Source organism: Finegoldia magna (genome assembly GCF_002243175.1).
GTDB classification, from domain to species: Bacteria; Bacillota; Clostridia; order Tissierellales; family Peptoniphilaceae; genus Finegoldia; species Finegoldia magna_J.
Map to the genome: position 1 here is coordinate 75,947 of NZ_NDYF01000013.1, position 20,205 is coordinate 96,151.

22 protein-coding genes and 1 other annotated feature are annotated in these 20,205 nt (G+C 30.2%); of the genes, 8 read left to right on the forward strand and 14 right to left on the reverse strand.

The window, feature by feature from the left end; all coding sequences use genetic code 11:
- The first annotated feature begins 69 nt into the window (after window positions 1-69).
- Entirely contained in the window at window positions 70-1,221 is a 1,152-nt protein-coding gene (locus tag B9N53_RS05495) for an iron-containing alcohol dehydrogenase (RefSeq protein ID WP_094204041.1), read from the forward strand.
- A gap of 32 nt (window positions 1,222-1,253) precedes the next feature.
- Here the strand turns inward: B9N53_RS05495 and B9N53_RS05500 are convergent, their stop codons facing one another.
- Complete coding sequence (locus tag B9N53_RS05500) at window positions 1,254-2,783, reverse strand: ATP-binding cassette domain-containing protein (RefSeq protein WP_242432411.1); 1,530 nt, start codon at window positions 2,781-2,783, stop codon at window positions 1,254-1,256.
- Window positions 2,776-4,317: an ABC transporter ATP-binding protein gene (locus B9N53_RS05505; protein ID WP_094204042.1), complete on the reverse strand. Its 1,542-nt coding sequence runs from the start codon at window positions 4,315-4,317 to the stop codon at window positions 2,776-2,778. Before B9N53_RS05505 ends, B9N53_RS05500 begins: the two co-directional genes overlap by 8 nt.
- A 113-nt stretch (window positions 4,318-4,430) precedes the next feature.
- Here B9N53_RS05505 and B9N53_RS05510 point away from each other — a divergent pair, with 113 nt between their 5' ends.
- Window positions 4,431-5,339, forward strand: coding sequence for a DMT family transporter (locus B9N53_RS05510; protein WP_094204043.1), 909 nt, complete (start codon window positions 4,431-4,433; stop codon window positions 5,337-5,339).
- Between the two features lie 2 nt (window positions 5,340-5,341).
- Here the strand turns inward: B9N53_RS05510 and B9N53_RS09330 are convergent, their stop codons facing one another.
- The 9 genes from B9N53_RS09330 to B9N53_RS09340 form a co-directional block, all read right to left on the reverse strand.
- Window positions 5,342-6,187, reverse strand: a complete 846-nt coding sequence (locus tag B9N53_RS09330) for an ABC transporter ATP-binding protein (protein WP_242432412.1) — start codon at window positions 6,185-6,187, stop codon at window positions 5,342-5,344.
- A 12-nt stretch (window positions 6,188-6,199) separates the two neighbouring features.
- Window positions 6,200-6,811: an ABC transporter transmembrane domain-containing protein gene (locus B9N53_RS09335; protein WP_242432413.1), complete on the reverse strand. Its 612-nt coding sequence runs from the start codon at window positions 6,809-6,811 to the stop codon at window positions 6,200-6,202.
- Complete coding sequence (locus tag B9N53_RS05520; RefSeq protein ID WP_094204044.1) at window positions 6,780-7,154, reverse strand: hypothetical protein; 375 nt, start codon at window positions 7,152-7,154, stop codon at window positions 6,780-6,782. The genes B9N53_RS09335 and B9N53_RS05520 overlap by 32 nt, the downstream gene beginning before the upstream one ends.
- Window positions 7,155-7,182: 28 nt before the next feature.
- Window positions 7,183-7,953: an ABC transporter permease gene (locus B9N53_RS05525; protein WP_242430243.1), complete on the reverse strand. Its 771-nt coding sequence runs from the start codon at window positions 7,951-7,953 to the stop codon at window positions 7,183-7,185.
- A gap of 1 nt (window position 7,954) precedes the next feature.
- Entirely contained in the window at window positions 7,955-8,725 is a 771-nt protein-coding gene (locus B9N53_RS05530; protein WP_094204046.1) for an ABC transporter permease, read from the reverse strand.
- Complete coding sequence (locus B9N53_RS05535) at window positions 8,722-9,639, reverse strand: ABC transporter ATP-binding protein (protein ID WP_094204047.1); 918 nt, start codon at window positions 9,637-9,639, stop codon at window positions 8,722-8,724. Before B9N53_RS05535 ends, B9N53_RS05530 begins: the two co-directional genes overlap by 4 nt.
- A 137-nt stretch (window positions 9,640-9,776) precedes the next feature.
- Window positions 9,777-10,595: a hypothetical protein gene (locus tag B9N53_RS05540; protein ID WP_094204048.1), complete on the reverse strand. Its 819-nt coding sequence runs from the start codon at window positions 10,593-10,595 to the stop codon at window positions 9,777-9,779.
- A gap of 23 nt (window positions 10,596-10,618) precedes the next feature.
- Window positions 10,619-11,746, reverse strand: a complete 1,128-nt coding sequence (locus B9N53_RS05545; RefSeq protein ID WP_242432414.1) for an ATP-binding cassette domain-containing protein — start codon at window positions 11,744-11,746, stop codon at window positions 10,619-10,621.
- Window positions 11,747-11,752: 6 nt separating this feature from the next.
- Window positions 11,753-12,238, reverse strand: coding sequence for a hypothetical protein (locus tag B9N53_RS09340; RefSeq protein ID WP_242432415.1), 486 nt, complete (start codon window positions 12,236-12,238; stop codon window positions 11,753-11,755).
- A 134-nt stretch (window positions 12,239-12,372) separates the two neighbouring features.
- Here B9N53_RS09340 and scfA point away from each other — a divergent pair, with 134 nt between their 5' ends.
- From scfA to B9N53_RS05575, 6 genes are all read left to right on the forward strand, one after another.
- On the forward strand, window positions 12,373-12,522 hold the full coding sequence (gene scfA / locus B9N53_RS05550) for a six-cysteine ranthipeptide SCIFF (RefSeq protein WP_002835215.1): 150 nt from the start codon (window positions 12,373-12,375) through the stop codon (window positions 12,520-12,522).
- A 149-nt stretch (window positions 12,523-12,671) separates the two neighbouring features.
- Entirely contained in the window at window positions 12,672-14,030 is a 1,359-nt protein-coding gene (scfB, locus tag B9N53_RS05555) for a thioether cross-link-forming SCIFF peptide maturase (protein ID WP_094204049.1), read from the forward strand.
- Window positions 14,023-15,267, forward strand: coding sequence for an aminotransferase class V-fold PLP-dependent enzyme (locus B9N53_RS05560; protein ID WP_094204050.1), 1,245 nt, complete (start codon window positions 14,023-14,025; stop codon window positions 15,265-15,267). Before scfB ends, B9N53_RS05560 begins: the two co-directional genes overlap by 8 nt.
- 60 nt (window positions 15,268-15,327) lie before the next feature.
- Complete coding sequence (locus tag B9N53_RS05565; protein ID WP_094204051.1) at window positions 15,328-15,684, forward strand: GntR family transcriptional regulator; 357 nt, start codon at window positions 15,328-15,330, stop codon at window positions 15,682-15,684.
- Window positions 15,681-16,385 (forward strand): ABC transporter ATP-binding protein, encoded by a 705-nt coding sequence (locus B9N53_RS05570; RefSeq protein ID WP_094204052.1) that lies wholly within the window; start codon window positions 15,681-15,683, stop codon window positions 16,383-16,385. The genes B9N53_RS05565 and B9N53_RS05570 overlap by 4 nt, the downstream gene beginning before the upstream one ends.
- The gene (locus B9N53_RS05575) at window positions 16,378-17,214 is read left to right on the forward strand and encodes an antibiotic ABC transporter permease (protein WP_094204053.1); all 837 of its coding nucleotides are present in this window, start codon (window positions 16,378-16,380) and stop codon (window positions 17,212-17,214) included. The genes B9N53_RS05570 and B9N53_RS05575 overlap by 8 nt, the downstream gene beginning before the upstream one ends.
- Window positions 17,215-17,244: 30 nt before the next feature.
- On the opposite strand, the gene B9N53_RS05580 is transcribed toward B9N53_RS05575, so the two are convergent.
- From B9N53_RS05580 to brnQ, 3 genes are all read right to left on the reverse strand, one after another.
- Entirely contained in the window at window positions 17,245-17,796 is a 552-nt protein-coding gene (locus tag B9N53_RS05580; protein ID WP_094204054.1) for a chromate transporter, read from the reverse strand.
- Complete coding sequence (locus B9N53_RS05585; RefSeq protein ID WP_242432416.1) at window positions 17,783-18,346, reverse strand: chromate transporter; 564 nt, start codon at window positions 18,344-18,346, stop codon at window positions 17,783-17,785. Before B9N53_RS05585 ends, B9N53_RS05580 begins: the two co-directional genes overlap by 14 nt.
- 82 nt (window positions 18,347-18,428) lie before the next feature.
- Window positions 18,429-19,787: a branched-chain amino acid transport system II carrier protein gene (gene brnQ, locus B9N53_RS05590; RefSeq protein ID WP_094204056.1), complete on the reverse strand. Its 1,359-nt coding sequence runs from the start codon at window positions 19,785-19,787 to the stop codon at window positions 18,429-18,431.
- 48 nt (window positions 19,788-19,835) lie between these two features.
- Window positions 19,836-20,074 (reverse strand) — a binding site (T-box leader).
- Window positions 20,075-20,205 lie beyond the last annotated feature (131 nt).

Consider the following 20,205-nt stretch of genomic DNA (forward strand, 5'->3'; position numbering starts at 1 on the left):
GTTTTAAATAATCAAATATCGGATATATATTAAATTAAGAGAAATTTTGAGATAAAACAAGGGGGCACTATGAACAATTTTACATTTTACAATCCAGTAAGAGTACATTTCGGTGAAAATCAAGTTACAAATCTAGCCGAAGAATTAAAAGATTACAATAAAATCTTGGTAACTTATGGTGGAGGAAGCATCAAGAAAAACGGAGTTTACGATGATGCTATGGAAAATTTGAAAGGCAAAGAAGTTTTCGAACTTTCTGGAATTACTCCAAATCCAAGAACTGACAAAGTATATGAAGGAATCAAAATCTGTAAGGAAAATGACATTGATTTTATATTAGCTGTAGGCGGCGGATCTACATTGGACTGCTCAAAAGCAATCGCAATGGGCGCAAAAACAGATGAAGATTTCTGGGATTATTTCTTCGAAGAAAAAAACAAACCAACAGACGCTATCAAACTGGGAACAGTAATTACAATGGCTGGAACTGGTAGTGAAATGGACGGTAGCTGTGTAATTTCAAATATCGAAAGAAAGAAAAAATACGGCTACGGACACAGATTATTGTATCCAGTATTTTCAATAATCGACCCAACATACACATATTCACTTCCAAAATATCAATTAATCAGTGGAACTTGCGATATGTTCAGCCACATAATGGAAGAATATTTTTCAGAACCAGATTACGAAAACACAACAGATAATATATCAGAAAGCTTGATGAAAACTGTAATCGACAGTATCAGAGTAGCTCTCAAAAATCCTGAAGATTACCAAGCCAGAAGTAACTTAATGTGGGCAAGTACACTTGCAATCAACGGACTTACTGCCACTGGCAAAAGCTCAGATTGGTTAAGCCACAAATTAGAACACACATTATCTGCATATTTTGATGTAACGCACGGAATGGGTCTTGCAGTAGTTCATCCAAATTATTTGAAATTTGTCTACAAAAATCATTTGGAAAAATTCAGAAGCTTTGCAATCAACGTGTGGAATATAGATCCAGAAGGAAAAACAGATGAAGAATTAGCACTAGAATCAATCGAAGCACTACAAAACTTCTTCAAAGAAATCGGAGCTCCAACTACACTTCGTGAACTCGACATTCCAAAAGATAAAATCAAAGAAATGGCTGAAAACACAGCTGCATATAAAACAAGCTACTCAGATTTGTCAACATCAGACATCGAAACAATTTACAATAACGCATATTAAAACTAAAATCTGCCTTGCAACAGGCAGATTTTTTAGTGAGATAATATTATTTCTTTATTGTAGTTTTTAATGATATTTTTATGGTCGACAAAAATTACTATTCCTTCAATTTCATCAAAAACTTTCAGAAATTTTTCTGTCGATTCACTATCCAAGTGATTGAGTGGTTCGTCAAATATAAATATTCTTGAGTTTCCAATTAGCGCCCTATCCAAAGTTATTTTGTGTTTTTCCCCACCAGATAGACCATTCACATTTGTTTTCATTAGTAACTTATTATCTGTGAATACAGTATCTGTTTTTTTCTTACAAAGGAAAATATTCTCTTTCACAGTAGTTGGAAAAACATAGGAGTTTTGGCAAAAATAATTTATGTTGATATTCTTAGCGTTATTTAACTCTGTGTTGTTAATACTAATATTTCCATTATAATCGGTATAAATGTTACTTAAAATTTTAATTAAAGTTGTTTTTCCAGTTCCATTTTCCCCAGATATTTTTACCCTATCTCCATTTTCTATGGAAAAATTTACAGGTTTTAAAATGTTTTTGTCATTTACACTATAAGCTAGATTTTCTGCAATAATTTCAATATGATTCGTTTTATTATCGAAATTCTTTTTTTGAGAAATATCTGAATAAAATTTTCCAACATTAACTTTTAAACTTTTTAATTGAATAAATGAGTCCACAGACTTTTTGACACAATCGAAAAATTTATTGATAACAACAGACATAGCTAAAACTTTTATTATTGAATTTATTCCTATAATTTGCTTGGAACATAGAATAATTCCAAATCCCACTACTAATATTAGAAACAATCCATCTGCTAAATTTCTTACTGCGTATTGAGTTTTAGTATACATTTCCCCTCTTACTACTTTATCTTTCATAAATTCATCAAATAATTCTCTGTATATCTGTATGAATTTTGTGTACAAATTATTAAATTTCAACCAATCTTTTTCAAAAGAGCAAGAAAATAATATTTTTCTTTCGTTTTCCTTAAATGTATATTTGTCTCTTGTATATTCAGAAACTTCCTTCTTAAAAGTAGTAAATGATGCGAATCTTAAAAATCCCATAGCAACTATGAACATGAAATAATAAATTGGTAATTCACTCAAACTTATTATAGAAATTAACACGATTATTAAAGCCTCTGAAATATTTTGAAATGCCCATATAAAATTCAATCTAAGCATGGTAGCTTCTTTTTCTATAATATTGTCAAATTTATAAGATTTTATATCCCTTAAAATACTTTCATCAAATTTTAAGTATTTGTCTATTAGCAAATTTTCGTGAGTAAAACTATTTTTCAGGATAATTTTATTTGATAAAATCTGAAATAAAGGTATCAAAACTACCGTAATCAAAATAGCAATGAGCAACTTATATATTGAAGATTTCATCATTTTTATATCTGAATTCAATACCGCAGATGTAAAAGTTCCCAAAACTGTCGCTATGAAAACTGCTGACACATCTTGAATTATATTGCTAATCAGCCCTAATATTCCGCCAAGTCTCATAGACTTGAATAAATCCTTATACATAATTATCACCGCTATCTAAATCTAAAGTTTTATTGCATATTTTATTTAATCTTTTATCATGACTAATTACAATCATTTCTCGTGAATCAGATCTTAAAACACCGATTAGTTTTTCCACTGATTTATCATCTAAATGATTTGTCGGTTCATCTAACAAAAGTATATTCTTATCAGATGCCATACACACTGCTAATGCGAATTTTTTTCTTTCTCCACCTGATAATTCATCTAAGTATTTATCCCAATCAAGCTCCTTAATCCCAAAATAATTGCAGAGTTCTTTGACTTTTTTAACGTATTCTTTTCCTTCAAGCATACCCATAATCTCTCTCATTGTAAAAGAAATACATAAATCATTTTGATTTAAATAACTTATAAGTCTTTCTGGAATATCTCTAATAACCAATTTGCTATTTGAGTGTAAAAGTCCTAAAATCAAATTGAAAATTGTTGTTTTTCCTTTGCCATTACTCCCAGAAATTAGAATTTTATCTCCTTTTTCTAATTTAAGATTCGTTCCATTTAAATTTTGACAAAAATCTAAATCCTTAATTTTTAAATCAATTAGAGAATCAGTATCTGAAACTGTTACATCGTTACTATTAATATCTTTATTTAAAATATTATTTATTCTAGTTTTTGATACATTGAATTCTTGAACCTTCGAAATATATTTTGTTATATTCTCAAAATTGGAATAAAACGTACTCAGTAACATAATCATAAACACCGAATCAGCAATGGTAATTTCCTGATTATAGATTGCTATACCAATAATTGCATAACTAACTATTTTTAAAATCAAATCTAACAGAGAATACATCGCATTTTCAAGAGCAAATGCAATTTCAGCCTTAGTACCAGCATTTACATTCAGTTCATCTAAATTCCTTTTATTTTTAAAATACCAATCAGTCGCATTAAAAGTTTTCAAAACATCTCTTCCTTCTGATGCTGAAATAATCCAGTTAGTAGTATCTTGTTCTATTTTTCTAGTATCCATGTAAATCTTATATAAGCTATTTTTAGTAATTATTGGCGGTATTACTTGCAAAATAGCTAATAAAACAAAAATAAAAGTCACCTTATAACTTAAAACCAAAAATGAAACAAGTACCATCGCAAAAATAAATAATGAAGAAAAGAATTCTACCAAATATTCATACCTAAAACTTGCTACGATTTCGCTATCCTTATCTACAATTTGCAAAACTTGCTCTCCTGACAATTCGAATAACAATTCTTTTCGTAAATTGTAAATATCTTTTAGTATATTGTTTTTAAACTGAAATTTTAATTGATGTTTTATTAATTCTAATTTATAAGGTATCAGTTTTTCTAATAAAAATTTCACACCAAATACTAATATTATAATTAACATAGTTTTTATTGTATTTTGAAATTCTACTGTATTTAGTTTTACAAATTCGTCTGCAAAATTTGATGTAATTACAGACACTAAAAAATCAAGCACAAAAATAAATACATAAAACAAACTTGAATAAATAAAATATTTTTTCTCTTTAGTTTTCATAATCACAAATTCCTCTCTTTTTTGATTATACCACCTAATAAAATCTAGCGATATAGAATAAATTTCAAATCTACATTGTTTTATGATATCATTTATTAATACGGAGGTAATAAATGAATAATAGAACTAAAGGTATTATAGCAATATTATTGTCAGCATTTGGATTTGCTCTTATGAATTTATTCATACCACTTGCTGGAGATTTGCCAACTATACAAAAAAGTTTTTTCAGAAATTTGATTGCTTTTTTGGTGGCTTTCGCAATTTTACTAAAATCGAATAAAAAAGAAGAAGTAAAAGAGCTTCACGATGTTAAATCAATCCCATGGAAAACTTTGATTTTGAGAGCAAGTTTGGGTACTGCAGGAATTTTTTGTAATTATTATGCGTTGGATCATTTGTTTATTTCTGATGCATCAGTTCTCAACAAACTAGCTCCTTTTGCGACATTGATTTTGTCCTGGGTTTTCCTAAAAGAAGATTTGAGGAAAGAACACATAATTTCGATTTTGATAGCATTTGTAGGGGTTTTGTTTGTTGTAAAACCTACACTACAAATCCATGAAATCCTTCCATATTTAATAGGAATTTTGGGTGGAGTTTGTGCAGGTGGAGCTTACACTTGCGTTAGAAAATTGAACACCCTTGGAGTTAATAGTTCGTTTATCGTTGCGTTTTTCTCGGGATTTTCGTGTATAATATGTATTCCTTTTATGATATTTAATTTTGTTCCAATGGGCACATCATCAATCCTTGCTCTTATCGGCGTTGGACTTGCAGCCCTTATAGGACAATTTGGAATAACATTGGCTTACAAATTCGCTCCTGCTTCTGAAATTTCAGTGTTTGATTATTCTACGATAATTTTTACAGGATTGTTCGGATTTTTATTCTTACATCAAATTCCTGATTATTTGAGTATAATTGGATATATTTTAATATTCAGTGGAGCTTTAATTAATTTTATGAACAATAGGAGAAAACAAAGAATGTTAATAAATGAAAAATCTGCACGAGTATAATCTCATGCAGATTTTTTTAAAAAATACATTTTTTTATTTTTTATCATATTAATAATTTCGCTATCATGCGTAATCAAAATCACTATTTTCCTTTTAAAATACAACTCATTTATCATATTCGCTATTTTGATTTTATTTTCTTCATCTAAAAAATTAGTAGGTTCATCTATTATATAAACACTCTTATCCGTATTTAATGCTAACTCTATTTGTGCTTTTTTCTTTTGTCCAGAAGAAAAATTTATTTTATCAGATAACAATCCAAAATTAGATATATTATATTCAGATGATATGTACACCATATCATAGTAGCTCTCTTTTAATATTCTTCCATTTATTAATATATCTCCATTGTATCTATCAGTATAATTCAAAATAGATTCTATCACAGTTGTTTTTCCTACACCATTATCTCCAGAAATTATATTTATATTTTTATTATCAAATTTCATAGAAATTTTTTCATTTAATACTTTCCCTTTATTACTCAAACATTCAAAATTCACCAATTCTATTTCTTTTATAATATCATAATTGTATCTTGTTTTTTTTACTTCCATAAAATTCAAAAAACTATTTATTGCTGGCTTTGCTGTTAAATATTGATTTCTTATGTCAAACAAATATTCTACTGGTGTCCAAAATCTAGACACATAAAGTTGTGTAGCATAAAAAGTACCTATTGTAATCATATTTCTATACACATAATATCCAGAAATCAAATACATAGAAATTATTACACCATTTAAAACAAAATAAATCATCATATTATTTACAAGAGATTCTAATTTATATTTTTTATTTAAGGTATTTTCATAATTTTCTAATAAAATTTTTATATCAAACATCTGCTTTTTTTTTTAAAGTCTTTCTGACTTTGTAATAGAATATTTATCTAGCAGATATCCCTTAATATCTCTATTATTCGTTAAATCCTTTTCCGAATAATCTGAAATCAAATAACCTAATTTATATGATATATATGCACCTACTGGGACTACAATTATCATAACTAATGCTAAGCTAATAGACAATTTTAACATTATTAAAAATATTGCTATCATAGTAATAACAGAAAATACAATACTAACAGGTATATCTACAATAAAGCCTTTTATTAATGTAAGATTATTTGTTATTTCTTGATTAATCCTATCTCTATTAATTGAATGTTCTTTTACTCTATATGTATCCAAATTTTCATTTACCTCTTTGAAAATATTAGATATTGCTGATGTTTCTACTTTTTTACTGAAAATATCAAATATATAAGATACAACCTGAGTTAATAAAAATAAGAAAACATCTATCAGTCCAAAAATCAACATATTATTAAAATTTTTATTCATTGCATTATCTATAAACTTTTTTGCAACAAGTGGAGATACTAAAAACAAAATTTTTAATAGACCATTTATCAAACAATAAATAGCAAGGCTTTTATTTGAAACATATCTTTTTAATTTCAACATTATTTATCATCTCCAATGGGTTTTCTATGTAAACACCAAATTCATTTGACAATTCAAACAAAAAATATAATTTATTCAAATAATTTATAGATTCATAATTACAATTTATTTTAAACCCATTTTTATTTGAATATTCTTTGTACCCACATCCTCCCATACACTTGCTATATAGTGGCCATTGCATGATATCGCAATTTTTTAATATAGGAGGTATATTCTTAATTTCAACGTCATTATTATACACATCTTTTTCATATAAAAAATTATTATCTCCTACCATAGAATAACACTTTAATAACTTTCCTTCTGGTGTTATTGTTACGCTAGTACTATTCCTAGCCATACAGTTTCCAGCAATGTAAAAATCATATTTACCCGCCTTGTGATTCGTAATGTTTTATTCCTCTTCTCCACATAAAATAAATTATTATGGAAAAAATCACGATGTAAATTACTTGTTCCAAAATCAAAGCCTTTATATTGTTTGAGTTAATTATGTTTGCAGGGATATAATAAATTCCGGCAAGTGGATTGTGTTGTATAATTTCAAATTTCCCAGAGAAAAACGCTAAGGGAACTACTTCTCCTGAAAATATTGCCAATATATACCAAAATATATCTCTGAGACTAAGTACAGATTTTAACCAAAATGTTAGTAACCCTAAAATGCACAACACTTGAAACATCAAGCAAAATCCCAAAAACAAGGATATTATAAAATATCCAAGTGATACAAATGAAAATTTGTCGAAGTACAACTGAACTGCTATCCAAAAAGCTATCCCCAAAGGCATTGATATTACAACTCTTCCTAGAGATATGAAAAATCTAGTAAGAGGATAATATATTGGCTTAGTTATCAGCGTGTCAATGTTTCCCGAATTTATATCTTGGAATATGTAATACGTTTCAGCCATTGTATTTGATATTGAATTTTTTACAACCAAAATCGTTATGAAATACGCAATCACATCGTCAAAATTCATTCCAGCAATATCAGCTTGTCCTTTCATTATGAATTTCCACAAAAAATAATAAACAATTATTGTGATTGGTATATAAAATATGGAGGAAACAAAAGAAACAAAGTATTCTTTTGAATTTAGGTATTCTATTTTCAAAGACTTTAAGTATTTTTTCATTCTAACCTCCATTTGAAGAATATCTTCTAAGTCCACGATTGTACACAATGTATAAAACCATCAAACTCACTACTAAGCAAATTATTATTATAGGAAAATGTCTAGTAGGTTTCCCGCTTAAAGCTAATGTTGGAACAAATGCTATCAATGAAACAGGAACTACATAAGTCAGAAATTTTCTCAAAAAATTCGGGAAAATCGTAGTAGGATAATTTTTTGAAAAATTAAAATTGAAAATCAAATCCCTTAATGTCGATATTTTTTCAAACCTTAAACTCAGCATAGTTATTGTCGCATAAATCGTTTGATAATACACGTTTCCTATTATTAAAAGAATTATCATCTTTAATACAGATACAAAAGAAATCGCGATATCAAATTTCACTACTACCAAAATTATTCCAACAATTCCAAGCACTAGTTGTTCAATAAATGCAACAAGTGGAATATTTTCTATCATTATCATAAACAAAATATTTTGAGGGCGATACAAATACCTATCCAAACTTCCGTCACGCACTAACCACTCAAAATCTCTGAGTCCGAAAAACATTTCTTCAATGGCTGACGATAACATCCCGACCATTGCCAACAAATATATGAAAGATTTGTCGTATCCAAAAGAATCTACATTGTCGAATAACACAACCCAAAACAAAATCGTCGACAATAATTGGAAAAGGCTGTGAAAAAATATCATGATTATTTCATTTGGATAAGCAAACATCTTTTTCAGAGCGATTCTTAGAGAACATGCAAATAATTTCATCATTCATCCCTCAATTTAGTTTTCAAAACATCTTCCAAGCTCAATTCTTCGATAGTAAATTCGGACTTAGAAAAGTTTGAAATGTCTACACTATTTAACTGGTCTATTGTCAATAAAACTGTCGCCTTCTCATTGTCAATGTCTGGATTAAAATCCTTCAAATACTCAACGTATTTGGAAGATACGGTAAGTTTTCTATACTTATCCCTATCCAAAAATTTATTGCACATTCCATCGTAAATCACTTCTCCATGATTTAATACTCTAATTCTAGGGCAAAATTTATCTATATTTTCTATTTCATGTGTGGTCAATATGATCGTAGAATTGTATTTTTGGTTTATCATATTCAAAAACTCAAATATATTTTCTTGAACCACAACATCAAGACCAATAGTAGGCTCATCCAAAAATATCGTTTGTGGCAAATGAATAAAACTCACTGCCAATTCACACTTCATCCTCTGACCGAAAGACAATTTTCTTACAGGAGTATGTAAAAGTTGTGAAAGTCCAAGAACTTTATCAAATTCTTGTAACCTTTCCTCAAAATCCTCATCTGAAATTTCATAAACTTCTTTGAAATATTTGAATGATTCTATCACGTCAATATCGTAAAACATACAAGAACGTTGTCCCATTGATACTCCGATCTCATTCAAGAATTCCTTTTTCCTATCAGACGGAGTGAATCCATTCACTTTTATGAAACCATCCGTTGGATACAAAATTCCAGTCATCATTTTAATCGTAGTGGTCTTTCCAGCTCCATTAAGCCCAATGAGTCCTACTCTTTCTCCATCTTCAATTTCAAAAGAAATCTTCTTCACTGCATTTACGATTGTTTTTTCTTTGTTCAATAAACTTTTTCTCTTAACTATTTCATAATCTTTTTTCAGGTTGTTTACTTCTATCATATTCTGCTCCATAATTATACTCTCAAATATAATTATAGAGCATATTATAAAAAAAACCAATTTCCTACAACAAATGTGTACTAAAAAAGCGCGAAATTAATCGCGCAATTTTTTACATAGAAATTTATTTTTGTTCTCTAAAATGCTCCAAGTGTTATCAGAAATACTTCGATAAAAAGCAATGCGATATATGATTTTTGGAATTTTATCCTTGAAGTAAATCCCACAATACAAAATATCGACCACATTTTTAAAACATTAACTGTAACCGCAGGATCACTTGCTTGTAGCACAACTTTTATGCTAAGAAATATACTTACCAATAATATTGCGAATTTAAGTACATCTCCAATTCGAAATAGCATATCTTTTAATTTGCTACGGTCATTAAATATTATCTTCCCGTCTGTTTTTACTGCTTTTCCTGAAAAATAATCGTGCAAATCTCCAATAAAATAAATCAAGAAATTAATAATTAGAGAAATACAAACTCCCACATTCAAACTATTTACCACTACGTTTGTGTTTTGTGGCCATAACTTATTCAAAACCAAACTAATCACAGAGATAATCAATAATATGCTGATAAATGCTACAGATTTTTTGATGGAAACTGCTTGGAGAACATTTTGCTTTTTTATAATGGATTCTAACTCCGTATCCACAATCTCAGAATTATTTCTAAATACAATATACGTATTATTTTCGTGTATAATTTCTGTTTTGTTGTTTTTCATTTCTTTGATTTTTTCATCGATATTTTCGTCCAAGCGCTTACGCAGAATAATAAAAGATTTACTTTTTTTATCTTCCAAGTGATTAAACTTTAATACATCTAAAAATTCTCCCACTGCACCTGAAAAACTATAACCTTTTATTGATTGTTCTTCCAAATATTTAGTCAATGCAGGTGTTTCGTAGAATTGATAATTGTTATATGTTTTTTTAGTTTCCATATTATTAACCTCTTTTAATTTTTTTACATTGTAACTGGTACTAATTTCCCTTGTTCTAATTTTACAATACAATCGCTCATTTCGATAGCTTTACTTGTCAAGTGATGTGTAATTGCAATTACTGTCAAATCTTTTTTCGAAAGTATGCATTCTTCAACGATATCCACACTATTTTTATCCAATGAAGATGTTGATTCGTCTAATAAAATACAGTCGAAGTTTTCGTTGAGAAGTCTTGCAATGGCTATTCGTTGTTTTTCTCCACCTGAGATAGATTTGTCTTCGCTGGATATTACAGTGTCAATTCCTTTTGGTTTGGAATTAATCAAAGTATTTAACCCCAATTGTTCAATAATTGTGTCATCTACAGGTTTGTTGTCAAACAAGGATATGTTGTCTTGGATACTAGCTGTGAATATTCCAGTGTCTTGTGTTGCAAATCCGATTTTAGAATAATATGTGCTATCTGTAATATCCAAAATATTTTTATTGTTAAGCTGAACTTCTCCTTCTGTTGCAATTTCTTGTTTTTGCAATATTTTAAATATGGTTGATTTACCTGTTCCACTTTCTCCGATAATAATGTATTTTTTGCCTTTTTCAAATGTAAAATCCAAATTTTTCAACACGTATTTGTCACTTGTTGGATATTTGAACGAAATATTGTTTAATTTCAAATTATTAAATTCGAATTCATCTTCTAATTCAACAGGTTTTTCTTCTGAGATGAAATTCATAATTTTGTTTTGGACTGGTTTTGATGATTTGAAACTTGTCATTATATCTGTGAAATTCAATAACGGTCCTGTCACATAAGCCATCAATTGACTAGATTCTATTACTTGACCGATGGTTATTCTATCTTTGAACACTAGCCAAATTCCGACCAACATACAACCCAAATACATTGCCAATGAACTGGCAAATGATAAAACATAAATAGTTTTGCTCAAAGTTTCCTTGGTATTTGATGCGTCACGATATTCAATGGATTTATCTTGGTTAATTTTTTGAAAAATAATTTCTTTTTTGAAAAACTTAATCAAATTGAAATTGTTCACGAATTCTTGCAAACTCGATGTGTACTCATTTCTTATATTCATAAGTTCTTCTTGTCTTTTTTCGATTAATTTTTCGAAAATAAATGGCACTGCTAATTACACCACAGAAAATATTATTATGGTTATTGCCATTATTATGTCGATTTTGACAAGCAACGCTAAGGAAATTACGAAATTGAGAATTTCATGATAAGAAGACACCATATTTTTGAAATAATCCATCTTCAAATCTTCCAAATCATTCAAAAACATCGATATATAATATCCGCTATTTTGTTTGGATATTTTGATTAGAGATTCGTCGGTTATACTGTTGAACAAATCATTTCTAACATTATATATACAATTGTTCGTAAGTTCTACTGTGCTTTTTCGATATAATAAATCGGAAATACTTGCAAAAATTATGTACAACACAGAAATCAGAATTAATCTGGGCAAAAGTTGTTCTTCTCCATTAGTTCCTGCATCTGTTATAATTCTCAAAAGCCACGCCAATCCAATGTCAAATCCAACGGCTATTGGCGCTGTAAGAAGTGTTAAGTAGAATAATTTTTTGTTGTGTGTAATGTATTTGAACATTTTAATCTCTTCCTTATAAAATAAATATATCACTTATCTTATGTTTATTCAATCATTTATTTTATTATTCAGATAATATATTATTTCTCACATTTTTTCTAAATTTATGATATAATTATTTTGAGGTGAATATTATGGAAAAACATATTAAAACTTTAACACCTAACACTTTGAAAGAATCAGCTTGCAAAGGTGGTTGTGGTGAATGCCAAACATCTTGCCAATCAGCTTGCAAAACTTCTTGCACAGTTGCTAACCAAGAATGTGAAAACGAAAATAGATAATCTTGTTTACATAATGATTGAAGACTTTTAAGTAAACAATCAGATATGCGATTATTAAATTAATGCCACTCTTTTGAGTGGTTTTCGTTTTTTATTGACTTAATTCAGAATTTTCTATAAAATAGTACGGTAGCTGAAAGGAGAATTATATGATACATAAATACAAAATGAATGGCCACAACATTGTTTTAGATGTAAACGGTGGAAGTGTCCATGTTTTTGACGACATAAGTTACGATGTACTTGATTATTACAAAGATTTAAGTGCAGATGAAATAGTAGAAAAATTAGATCAATATCCTGAAGAATCTGTCAGAGATTCTATCAAGGAAATTGGAGAATTGGAAAAAGCTAATATGCTTTTTTCATCGGATGATTATCTTCACATTGAAGATTTCAAAAAGAGAGAACCTGTGTTAAAGGCAATGTGCCTTCACGTTGTTCACGATTGTAATTTGAAGTGCGAATATTGTTTTGCTTCACAAGGTGATTTTGGTGGACACAAAGCTTATATGACAGAAGAAGTTGGCAAGAAAGCTTTGAAATATTTGGTTGACAATAGCGGTTCAAGAAAATTCTTGGAAGTGGATTTCTTCGGTGGAGAACCTTTGATGGATTTCGAACTTGTAAAGAAATTAGTAAAATACGGCAATGAAATAGCCGATGAAAAAGGTAAGAAATTCAGATTTACAATAACTACTAACGGCGTTTTGTTGGACGATGACAAGATTGATTTTATCAACGAAAATATGCACAACGTTGTTCTTAGTCTTGATGGTAGAAAATCTGTCAACGATAATATGAGAAAAACTTTGAACGATAAGGGATCTTATGATTTAATCGTTCCTAAATTCCAAAAGCTTATTAAAGGAAGAAAAGGAAAATATTATTACGTAAGAGGAACTTTTACTAAGAAAAACTTGGATTTCTCAGAAGATGTAAAACACTTCAAGGATTTGGGATTTGAATTGTCAAGTATTGAACCTGTTGTAGACAGCGATTATGACGATTACGCTATTACTAAGGAAGATTTGGACACTGTTTTGAATGAATACGAAAAGTTGGCAGTGGATTATGCAAAGGATCAAGTAAATGGTTCTAACTTCAAGTTCTTCCATTTTATGGTTGATTTGACTCAAGGTCCTTGTGTAATAAAAAGAATGCAAGGTTGTGGAGCAGGCTGCGAATACGTTGCAGTAACTCCAGAAGGTGACATTTATCCTTGTCACCAATTTGTCGGCAACGAAAAATTCAAAATGGGAAATATTTTGGATGAAAATCTAACTTTACCAGAAGATTTGCGTGAAGAATTCTTGAATTGTCACGTATTTACAAAAGAAGATTGCAAAAATTGTTGGTGCAAATTCTACTGTTCTGGTGGTTGCCATGCAAATGCGTACAATTTTAATCACGATATTTACAAGCCATACGAATTGGGATGCGCAATGCAAAAGAAACGTACTGAATGTGCAATTATGGTAGAAGTGGAGAAAATGTTGAATGCGTAATTTGTATGAAAATCTTATAAATAGAAAAGAAAAAGTAAGCTTTCACATGCCTGGTCATAAGGGCAAGATGTTGGAAGGCATGAACGATTTTCTTGAAAATATTTTGAAGATTGATGTAACGGAATTATCTGATACAGATGATTTGTACCATGCAAATAATATTATAGCTGAGGGCAGGAATAATCTTGCCCTTTTTTCGCATGCAAAATCATCGATGTATCTTGTCAATGGTTCAACATCTGGAATAGTTGCAAGTATAATGAGCGTATTAGAGGAGAACGAAAAAATTTTGGTGGAGAAAAATTGCCACAAATCTGTCATCAACGGTGTACGACTTGCTCGTGGAAAATCTGTGGAGATTGACTGTGATGGAGTATGTGAACAAGAAGTATTGATAGACAATTTGAAGAAAGATTCATCAATCAAAGCAGTTCTCATCACTCGCCCCAATTATTATGGGATTTATCAGCCAATCGAAGAACTTGTAGCATATTGTCACGAAAATAATATAAGGATAATCGTTGACGAAGCACACGGAACGCATTTTGCACTGGACTGTTTTGACAAAAATGCAATGCAGTTGGGTTGTGATATTTCGATTAATTCGTATCACAAAACGATGCCTGCGTTCACACAAACTGCTGCGATTAATTTTAACTGCGAAGATGAATTGATAGATAAAACTATGAGTAATCTACAAATGATCATGACATCTTCCCCATCGTATATTTTCATGACATCTGTGGAATATGCAATTGATTATTGTACCAAAAATGAAAGCAAATACGCTGAATTAAAAGAAATAATAGACTGGTTTTATAGTGAGATTGAAGGCTTGGATTATATCAGAAAATCTCCGATTCAAAAAAATTGCAAGAGAGATTTTACAAGAATTGTCCTTCAATGTGACAACCCAAGTGATGTCAATGGGCATTTGATAAGAAACGGAATATATATAGAAATGATTGACGACAAAAACTTGGTTTTGATTTCAACGATTGCCGATGAGAAAAAAGATTTTGAAATTTTGCTGGAAGCTTTGCGTTCATATAAAAAATCAGACTCTACGAAAATTTACAAAACGTACGATTATTTACTGAACAAAAAAATTGCCAATGATATCGTGATTTATCCACCGGGAAAAATTTTTGCTAAGAAAAATTCCACAATTAATCAAGAACAAATCGATGAGCTGAACGATTTATCATCAAAGGGCGTAAATATTTTATTAAAATAGCTTGACTTTTTTATTGTAACGGTGTATTATTGTTATAGAACAGATGAGAAAGGAGATAATATGCAATTTGATGATAATAAGCCTATCTACATTCAAATCGTAGATTATTTTAAATACAAAATAATTAGGCAAGATTTAAAGTCTTCTGATAAAATTCCTTCTGTCAGAGAAACTGCGAAAGAATTGAATGTAAATCCTAACACAGTCCAACGTGCTTATGCAGAGTTGGAAATCTGTGGAATAACTATGAGTAAACGAGGACTTGGTTCATTTGTCGATGTAGACGAGGATAAATTAAAAGCTTTGAAAAATGATATGGCACAACAACTGATAGATGATTTCTTAAACGAAATGTATCAAATGAATATGCCAAAAGAAAAATTAATGGAACTTATAGATGAAAGGTGGAAAAAATGAGCGTACTCGAAATAAAAAATTTGTCGAAAAAATACGGCAACAAGCAAGCACTTAAAGATGTATCATTTACAGCCGAAAAAGGAGAAGTCATCGGACTTCTAGGTCCAAATGGTTCTGGCAAGACAACTTTAATCAAAATTTTAGCTGGAATCATAAAAAAATACGAGGGCGAAGTGAAGATTGATTCGCAAGATGTAAATTACAAGACAAAAGAGTTCGTAAGTTATTTGCCGGACAGATTTTTCCTAGACCCTAACCTAACAATCGCTCAAACACAAGCATTGTTCGAAGATTTTTATTCTGATTTTGATTCAGAAAAATTCACTAGATTTATTGAACAAATGAGTTTGGACAAAAAAATGAAAGTCAGCAATCTATCAAAAGGTATGACTGAAAAGTTGAACTTGGCACTTGTATTGTCGCGTCACGCTAAGCTTTTCATAATTGACGAACCAATCGCAGGAGTTGACCCTGTAGCGCGTGAGCAAATTTTGGATGCAATCATTGATAACATCGACCCTGATTCCACTCTAGTGATTACTACTCACTTGGTTAGAGATATCGAAAGAATTTTCGACAGAGTAATCATGCTCAACAAAGGTTCTGTGGAATTAAATGATAGCGTAGAAAATTTGAGATCAACTTACAACAAAGGCATTGAAGATGTGTACAAACAAATTTTTGGAGGTCACCATGCTTAAACTTTTAAAACACGATTTGAAAAACAACTTGAAATTATGCTTGATATCATTATTTGTAGGATTGTTGGGAAACAGCTTGTTATATGCGTTATTTAAAAATTCAATAATCGTAAATTCTCAAACGATGGGATTTGTCGAAATGCTTTTCTTGATTTTATGTATTCTTGCAGTATTCGGAAGTTTCTTGGCATTAGCTGTACAAATCGTCATGGTGTTCAGACGCGATTATTATTCTGACAGAGGTTATTTGATGTTCACACTTCCTGTTAAAAGCAACGACATTTTAATGAGTAAATTATTATTTGCTCTTATTTGGACAGTAATCTTTGCAATAGCATTTTCTTTAATAAACTTCTTGGGAATGTATTTTGTAGGTGAATCGAAATTCTTAGAAATGATTAAGTTGGCATTTAAAAATCCCTACTTTACGGTTTCTCCATTCACGTTTATAATTTTGACTTTAAACTTTATTGTAAATTCATTTATTGGATACATTGTAATGTATTTTTCAGTAGTTGCTACAAAATCATTGTTCCCATCAAACAAAACTGGTTACTCATGGATTATAATTATGATTGTGATTAACGTGGTTATATCTCTAATTGACCAAGAAATATTCACAAGATTCCCTTATTTAATCTCATATGTAGGTGAAGGAATCGTAAATGCTAGCGAATTAATAGCGATAAAAAATTCAGATACAATTACAATGAGCACGTTCACAAAAATAATGGGAATACCAATTTCAAGTACTATTATTTGGATATTGACAGGACTTGGCTTATACCAAGCGTCAATAAAAATGATGGACAATTCAATAGATATTTAAACGACAAAAAGCCTCATTACGAGGCTTTTTTTAAATTACAAATTTATATATTAGTCCTATAGTTGCGCACACGCCGATTATTTTTATGATAGAAACTTTTTTATAATACATTACAAATCCCACGACAAATGAAACAACTGCAATAATGTTGATATTTGTAGAATTGAATTTACCATTAAACACTGCTGATTCGAACAAATCTATAAATGCAATGAATATAAGTGCTGCGACTGCAGGTTTGATTCCTTTTAGGATATAATCCAAAAACTTTAATTCTTTTCCTGAAAAAATCAACTTGGATAATGGAAGTAGAATTATCAACGCTGGAAACACCAACCCAGTTGTAGCGACAACAGCGCCAAACACAGAAGCGATTTTCATTCCAACAAATGTAGCAGAATTTATAGCTATTGGTCCTGGCGTCATTTGCGAAATCGTAAGTACGTCTGTAAGTTCTCTAAGACTGATCCATTGATTTTCATTTACAACAAAATTCGTGATAAGTGGAAGTGTCGCATATCCTCCACCAAAAGCGAATAACCCTACTTTGAAAAACACCCAGAATAATTTAATCAAAATCATATTTGCCACCTACAATCTTTGAATACATCACTCCGATACAAGCACACGCAAGTAAAATTATCGCAACGTTTATGTTGAACACAAATCCCATTACAAATGCTAAAATCATTATTCCAATTCCAAGTGCTCTGTCTTTTTTCAAATTTGATTTCGCCAAATCCACAACAGTTAACAGTAATATCGCACTTATCGCACCACTCATACTAATGAGCATCATATTGATAAATGGATTGTCGTGAATTTTGTTGTAAATCAAACTTACAATCGAAATAATAACCAAACAAGGAAGAGTCGCAGCTAACACGCTTACGATTGCTCCTTTTGTTTTATTAATCCTATATCCCAATAAAATCGACGTGTTAATAGCCATCGCTCCTGGACAACTTTGTGCCAAGGCGATTATTTTCATCATTTCATCGTCGTCAATTATTTTTTTGTTCTTAACAAACTCATCTCTAATTATAGGAACAATTGTATATCCTCCGCCAAACGTCACGGCATTAATTTTCAGAAGAGTTTTAAATAAATCAATGTTTTTCAAATTTATCACCTAGATAATATTATCCTATACAATAAAAAATTTTTCAAATCAAAAAGCATAACCTCATTACAAGATTATGCTCATAAATTTTTTATTGATTTTCCAATTCTAATTCCAAGTTTTCGTTTCTTGAAGATAATAATCTAACTAAAACGCATCCTGCAAACATTGTGAAAAATGCTGGTATTACCCACACCAAACCTTGTTTGTAAAGCGGCAAACTATTCAAGAAATTATTCACTATACCTGTAGAAATTTTGTTTGCTTCAAGTGTATTTACAACTGTGCTAAATACGCTCACAAAAACTGTAACATATGATGTCCATTTGTATACAGCAGTTGAGCTTTTGAATAGATTTTCACTTAATGATAAAACTATTAACACCAAACTTACTGGATAAATTGCAGATAATATCGGAACTGATAATTTAAGTATTGTGTTCAATCCAAAATTACTTAGAACAAGTGCTGTCACACTCCACAATGTCGCCCACTTCTTGTAAGACATTTTGTGTGTCAATTCGTAAAAATATTGGCTAACAGATGTTATAAGTCCTATACAAGTTGTAAGACATGCCAATGTGAATATCATTGCCAATAAAACTGCTCCGAATGATCCAAATGTAAATCTTGCGACGTTTGTCAAGATTTCCGCTCCGTTTGTAGTTTTAGGAAATAATCCCGCTGTAGAAAATCCTACAAAAGAAAGCATTGCATATATTATCACCAAAAATGTACCAGCAACTACTCCTCCCTTTTTTGTGTAAGCTAATACATCTCTGTCGTCGTTGATATTCATAGCTCTTATCGCCAAGCTTATTACCAATCCGAAATTAAGCGCTGCTATTGTATCCATTGTGTTATATCCTTCCAAAAATCCTGTAAAATGAGGTGAACTCATATAAGCTTGTGATGGATTCATCGGCATAAAAACTTTCTTGGATAAAACTCCAACGAATAATAATGTTATCAAAATCAAAAGTGATGGTGTCAAAAATCTCCCCGAACGGTCTACGATTTTTTTAGGATTAAGAGCTAACCAATAAGCACAACCGAAAAACGCACATGTGTACAAAAATCGTGCAACATTCACGTTAAAAGATTCTGGCAAGTACGGCATAAAAGCCATCTCAAATGGAAGTGTCGCAGCCCTTGGTATTCCAAGTCCTGGTCCTATTGATAAATATATTAACATTGGGAAAATCAACGCAAACATTGGCGACACTTTTTTAGCTAAGTTCGTCAATCCTTTTGTTTTTGCTACAACTAATGTTCCTAAAATCGGAAACACAACTGCTGTTATGCAAAAAAACAATAAACTGATTGCAACTTTTCCTCCCGATAACTTTCCTAACATTGGAGGAAATATCAAATTCCCTGCTCCAAAAAACATCCCGAATAACATCAAACTAACAGTTAGCATTTCTGCTTTGGTCAAACTTTTTTTCATTTATATCCTCCTAATTTCCAATAAAAAAATCCTCTATCTTATAAAAAGATAAAGGACGAATAATCGCGGTACCACCTTTGTTCCTGCAAATATTATGAATATTTACAGACGCTTAGTATATCTATCAATATACGGTTTTGGTAACGATGTGCCTCAACGTGTACACTTACTTTCTTCAGTATACCAGTTACAGAAGATGATTTTCATAATGATATTTACGCTGTTTCTCACCACACAACAGCTCTCTGAATTAAATAATTCATTATTACTCTTTCTTCAACTTTTTGAATTAATATAATAATATATTAAACTTTATTTTTTCTTTTGTCAAGTGTTTTTTATAATTTTTTAAATTTTTTATTGTTTTAATCAAAAAACCGAATCTAAATTAATAGACTCGGTTTGATTTTTGATTTTT

What these genes read in the sequence shown, in the direction of transcription:
- B9N53_RS05495 (WP_094204041.1), top strand. Translation starts at nt 70, where the DNA reads ATGAACAATTTTACATTTTACAATCCAGTAAGAGTACATTTCGGTGAA.
- B9N53_RS05500 (WP_242432411.1), bottom strand. Translation starts at nt 2,783, where the DNA reads ATGTATAAGGATTTATTCAAGTCTATGAGACTTGGCGGAATATTAGGG.
- B9N53_RS05505 (WP_094204042.1), bottom strand. Translation starts at nt 4,317, where the DNA reads ATGAAAACTAAAGAGAAAAAATATTTTATTTATTCAAGTTTGTTTTAT.
- B9N53_RS05510 (WP_094204043.1), top strand. Translation starts at nt 4,431, where the DNA reads ATGAATAATAGAACTAAAGGTATTATAGCAATATTATTGTCAGCATTT.
- B9N53_RS09330 (WP_242432412.1), bottom strand. Translation starts at nt 6,187, where the DNA reads ATGTTTGATATAAAAATTTTATTAGAAAATTATGAAAATACCTTAAAT.
- B9N53_RS09335 (WP_242432413.1), bottom strand. Translation starts at nt 6,811, where the DNA reads ATGTTGAAATTAAAAAGATATGTTTCAAATAAAAGCCTTGCTATTTAT.
- B9N53_RS05520 (WP_094204044.1), bottom strand. Translation starts at nt 7,154, where the DNA reads ATGGCTAGGAATAGTACTAGCGTAACAATAACACCAGAAGGAAAGTTA.
- B9N53_RS05525 (WP_242430243.1), bottom strand. Translation starts at nt 7,953, where the DNA reads ATGAAAAAATACTTAAAGTCTTTGAAAATAGAATACCTAAATTCAAAA.
- B9N53_RS05530 (WP_094204046.1), bottom strand. Translation starts at nt 8,725, where the DNA reads ATGATGAAATTATTTGCATGTTCTCTAAGAATCGCTCTGAAAAAGATG.
- B9N53_RS05535 (WP_094204047.1), bottom strand. Translation starts at nt 9,639, where the DNA reads ATGATAGAAGTAAACAACCTGAAAAAAGATTATGAAATAGTTAAGAGA.
- B9N53_RS05540 (WP_094204048.1), bottom strand. Translation starts at nt 10,595, where the DNA reads ATGGAAACTAAAAAAACATATAACAATTATCAATTCTACGAAACACCT.
- B9N53_RS09340 (WP_242432415.1), bottom strand. Translation starts at nt 12,238, where the DNA reads ATGTTCAAATACATTACACACAACAAAAAATTATTCTACTTAACACTT.
- scfA (WP_002835215.1), top strand. Translation starts at nt 12,373, where the DNA reads ATGGAAAAACATATTAAAACTTTAACACCTAACACTTTGAAAGAATCA.
- scfB (WP_094204049.1), top strand. Translation starts at nt 12,672, where the DNA reads ATGATACATAAATACAAAATGAATGGCCACAACATTGTTTTAGATGTA.
- B9N53_RS05560 (WP_094204050.1), top strand. Translation starts at nt 14,023, where the DNA reads ATGCGTAATTTGTATGAAAATCTTATAAATAGAAAAGAAAAAGTAAGC.
- B9N53_RS05565 (WP_094204051.1), top strand. Translation starts at nt 15,328, where the DNA reads ATGCAATTTGATGATAATAAGCCTATCTACATTCAAATCGTAGATTAT.
- B9N53_RS05570 (WP_094204052.1), top strand. Translation starts at nt 15,681, where the DNA reads ATGAGCGTACTCGAAATAAAAAATTTGTCGAAAAAATACGGCAACAAG.
- B9N53_RS05575 (WP_094204053.1), top strand. Translation starts at nt 16,378, where the DNA reads ATGCTTAAACTTTTAAAACACGATTTGAAAAACAACTTGAAATTATGC.
- B9N53_RS05580 (WP_094204054.1), bottom strand. Translation starts at nt 17,796, where the DNA reads ATGATTTTGATTAAATTATTCTGGGTGTTTTTCAAAGTAGGGTTATTC.
- brnQ (WP_094204056.1), bottom strand. Translation starts at nt 19,787, where the DNA reads ATGAAAAAAAGTTTGACCAAAGCAGAAATGCTAACTGTTAGTTTGATG.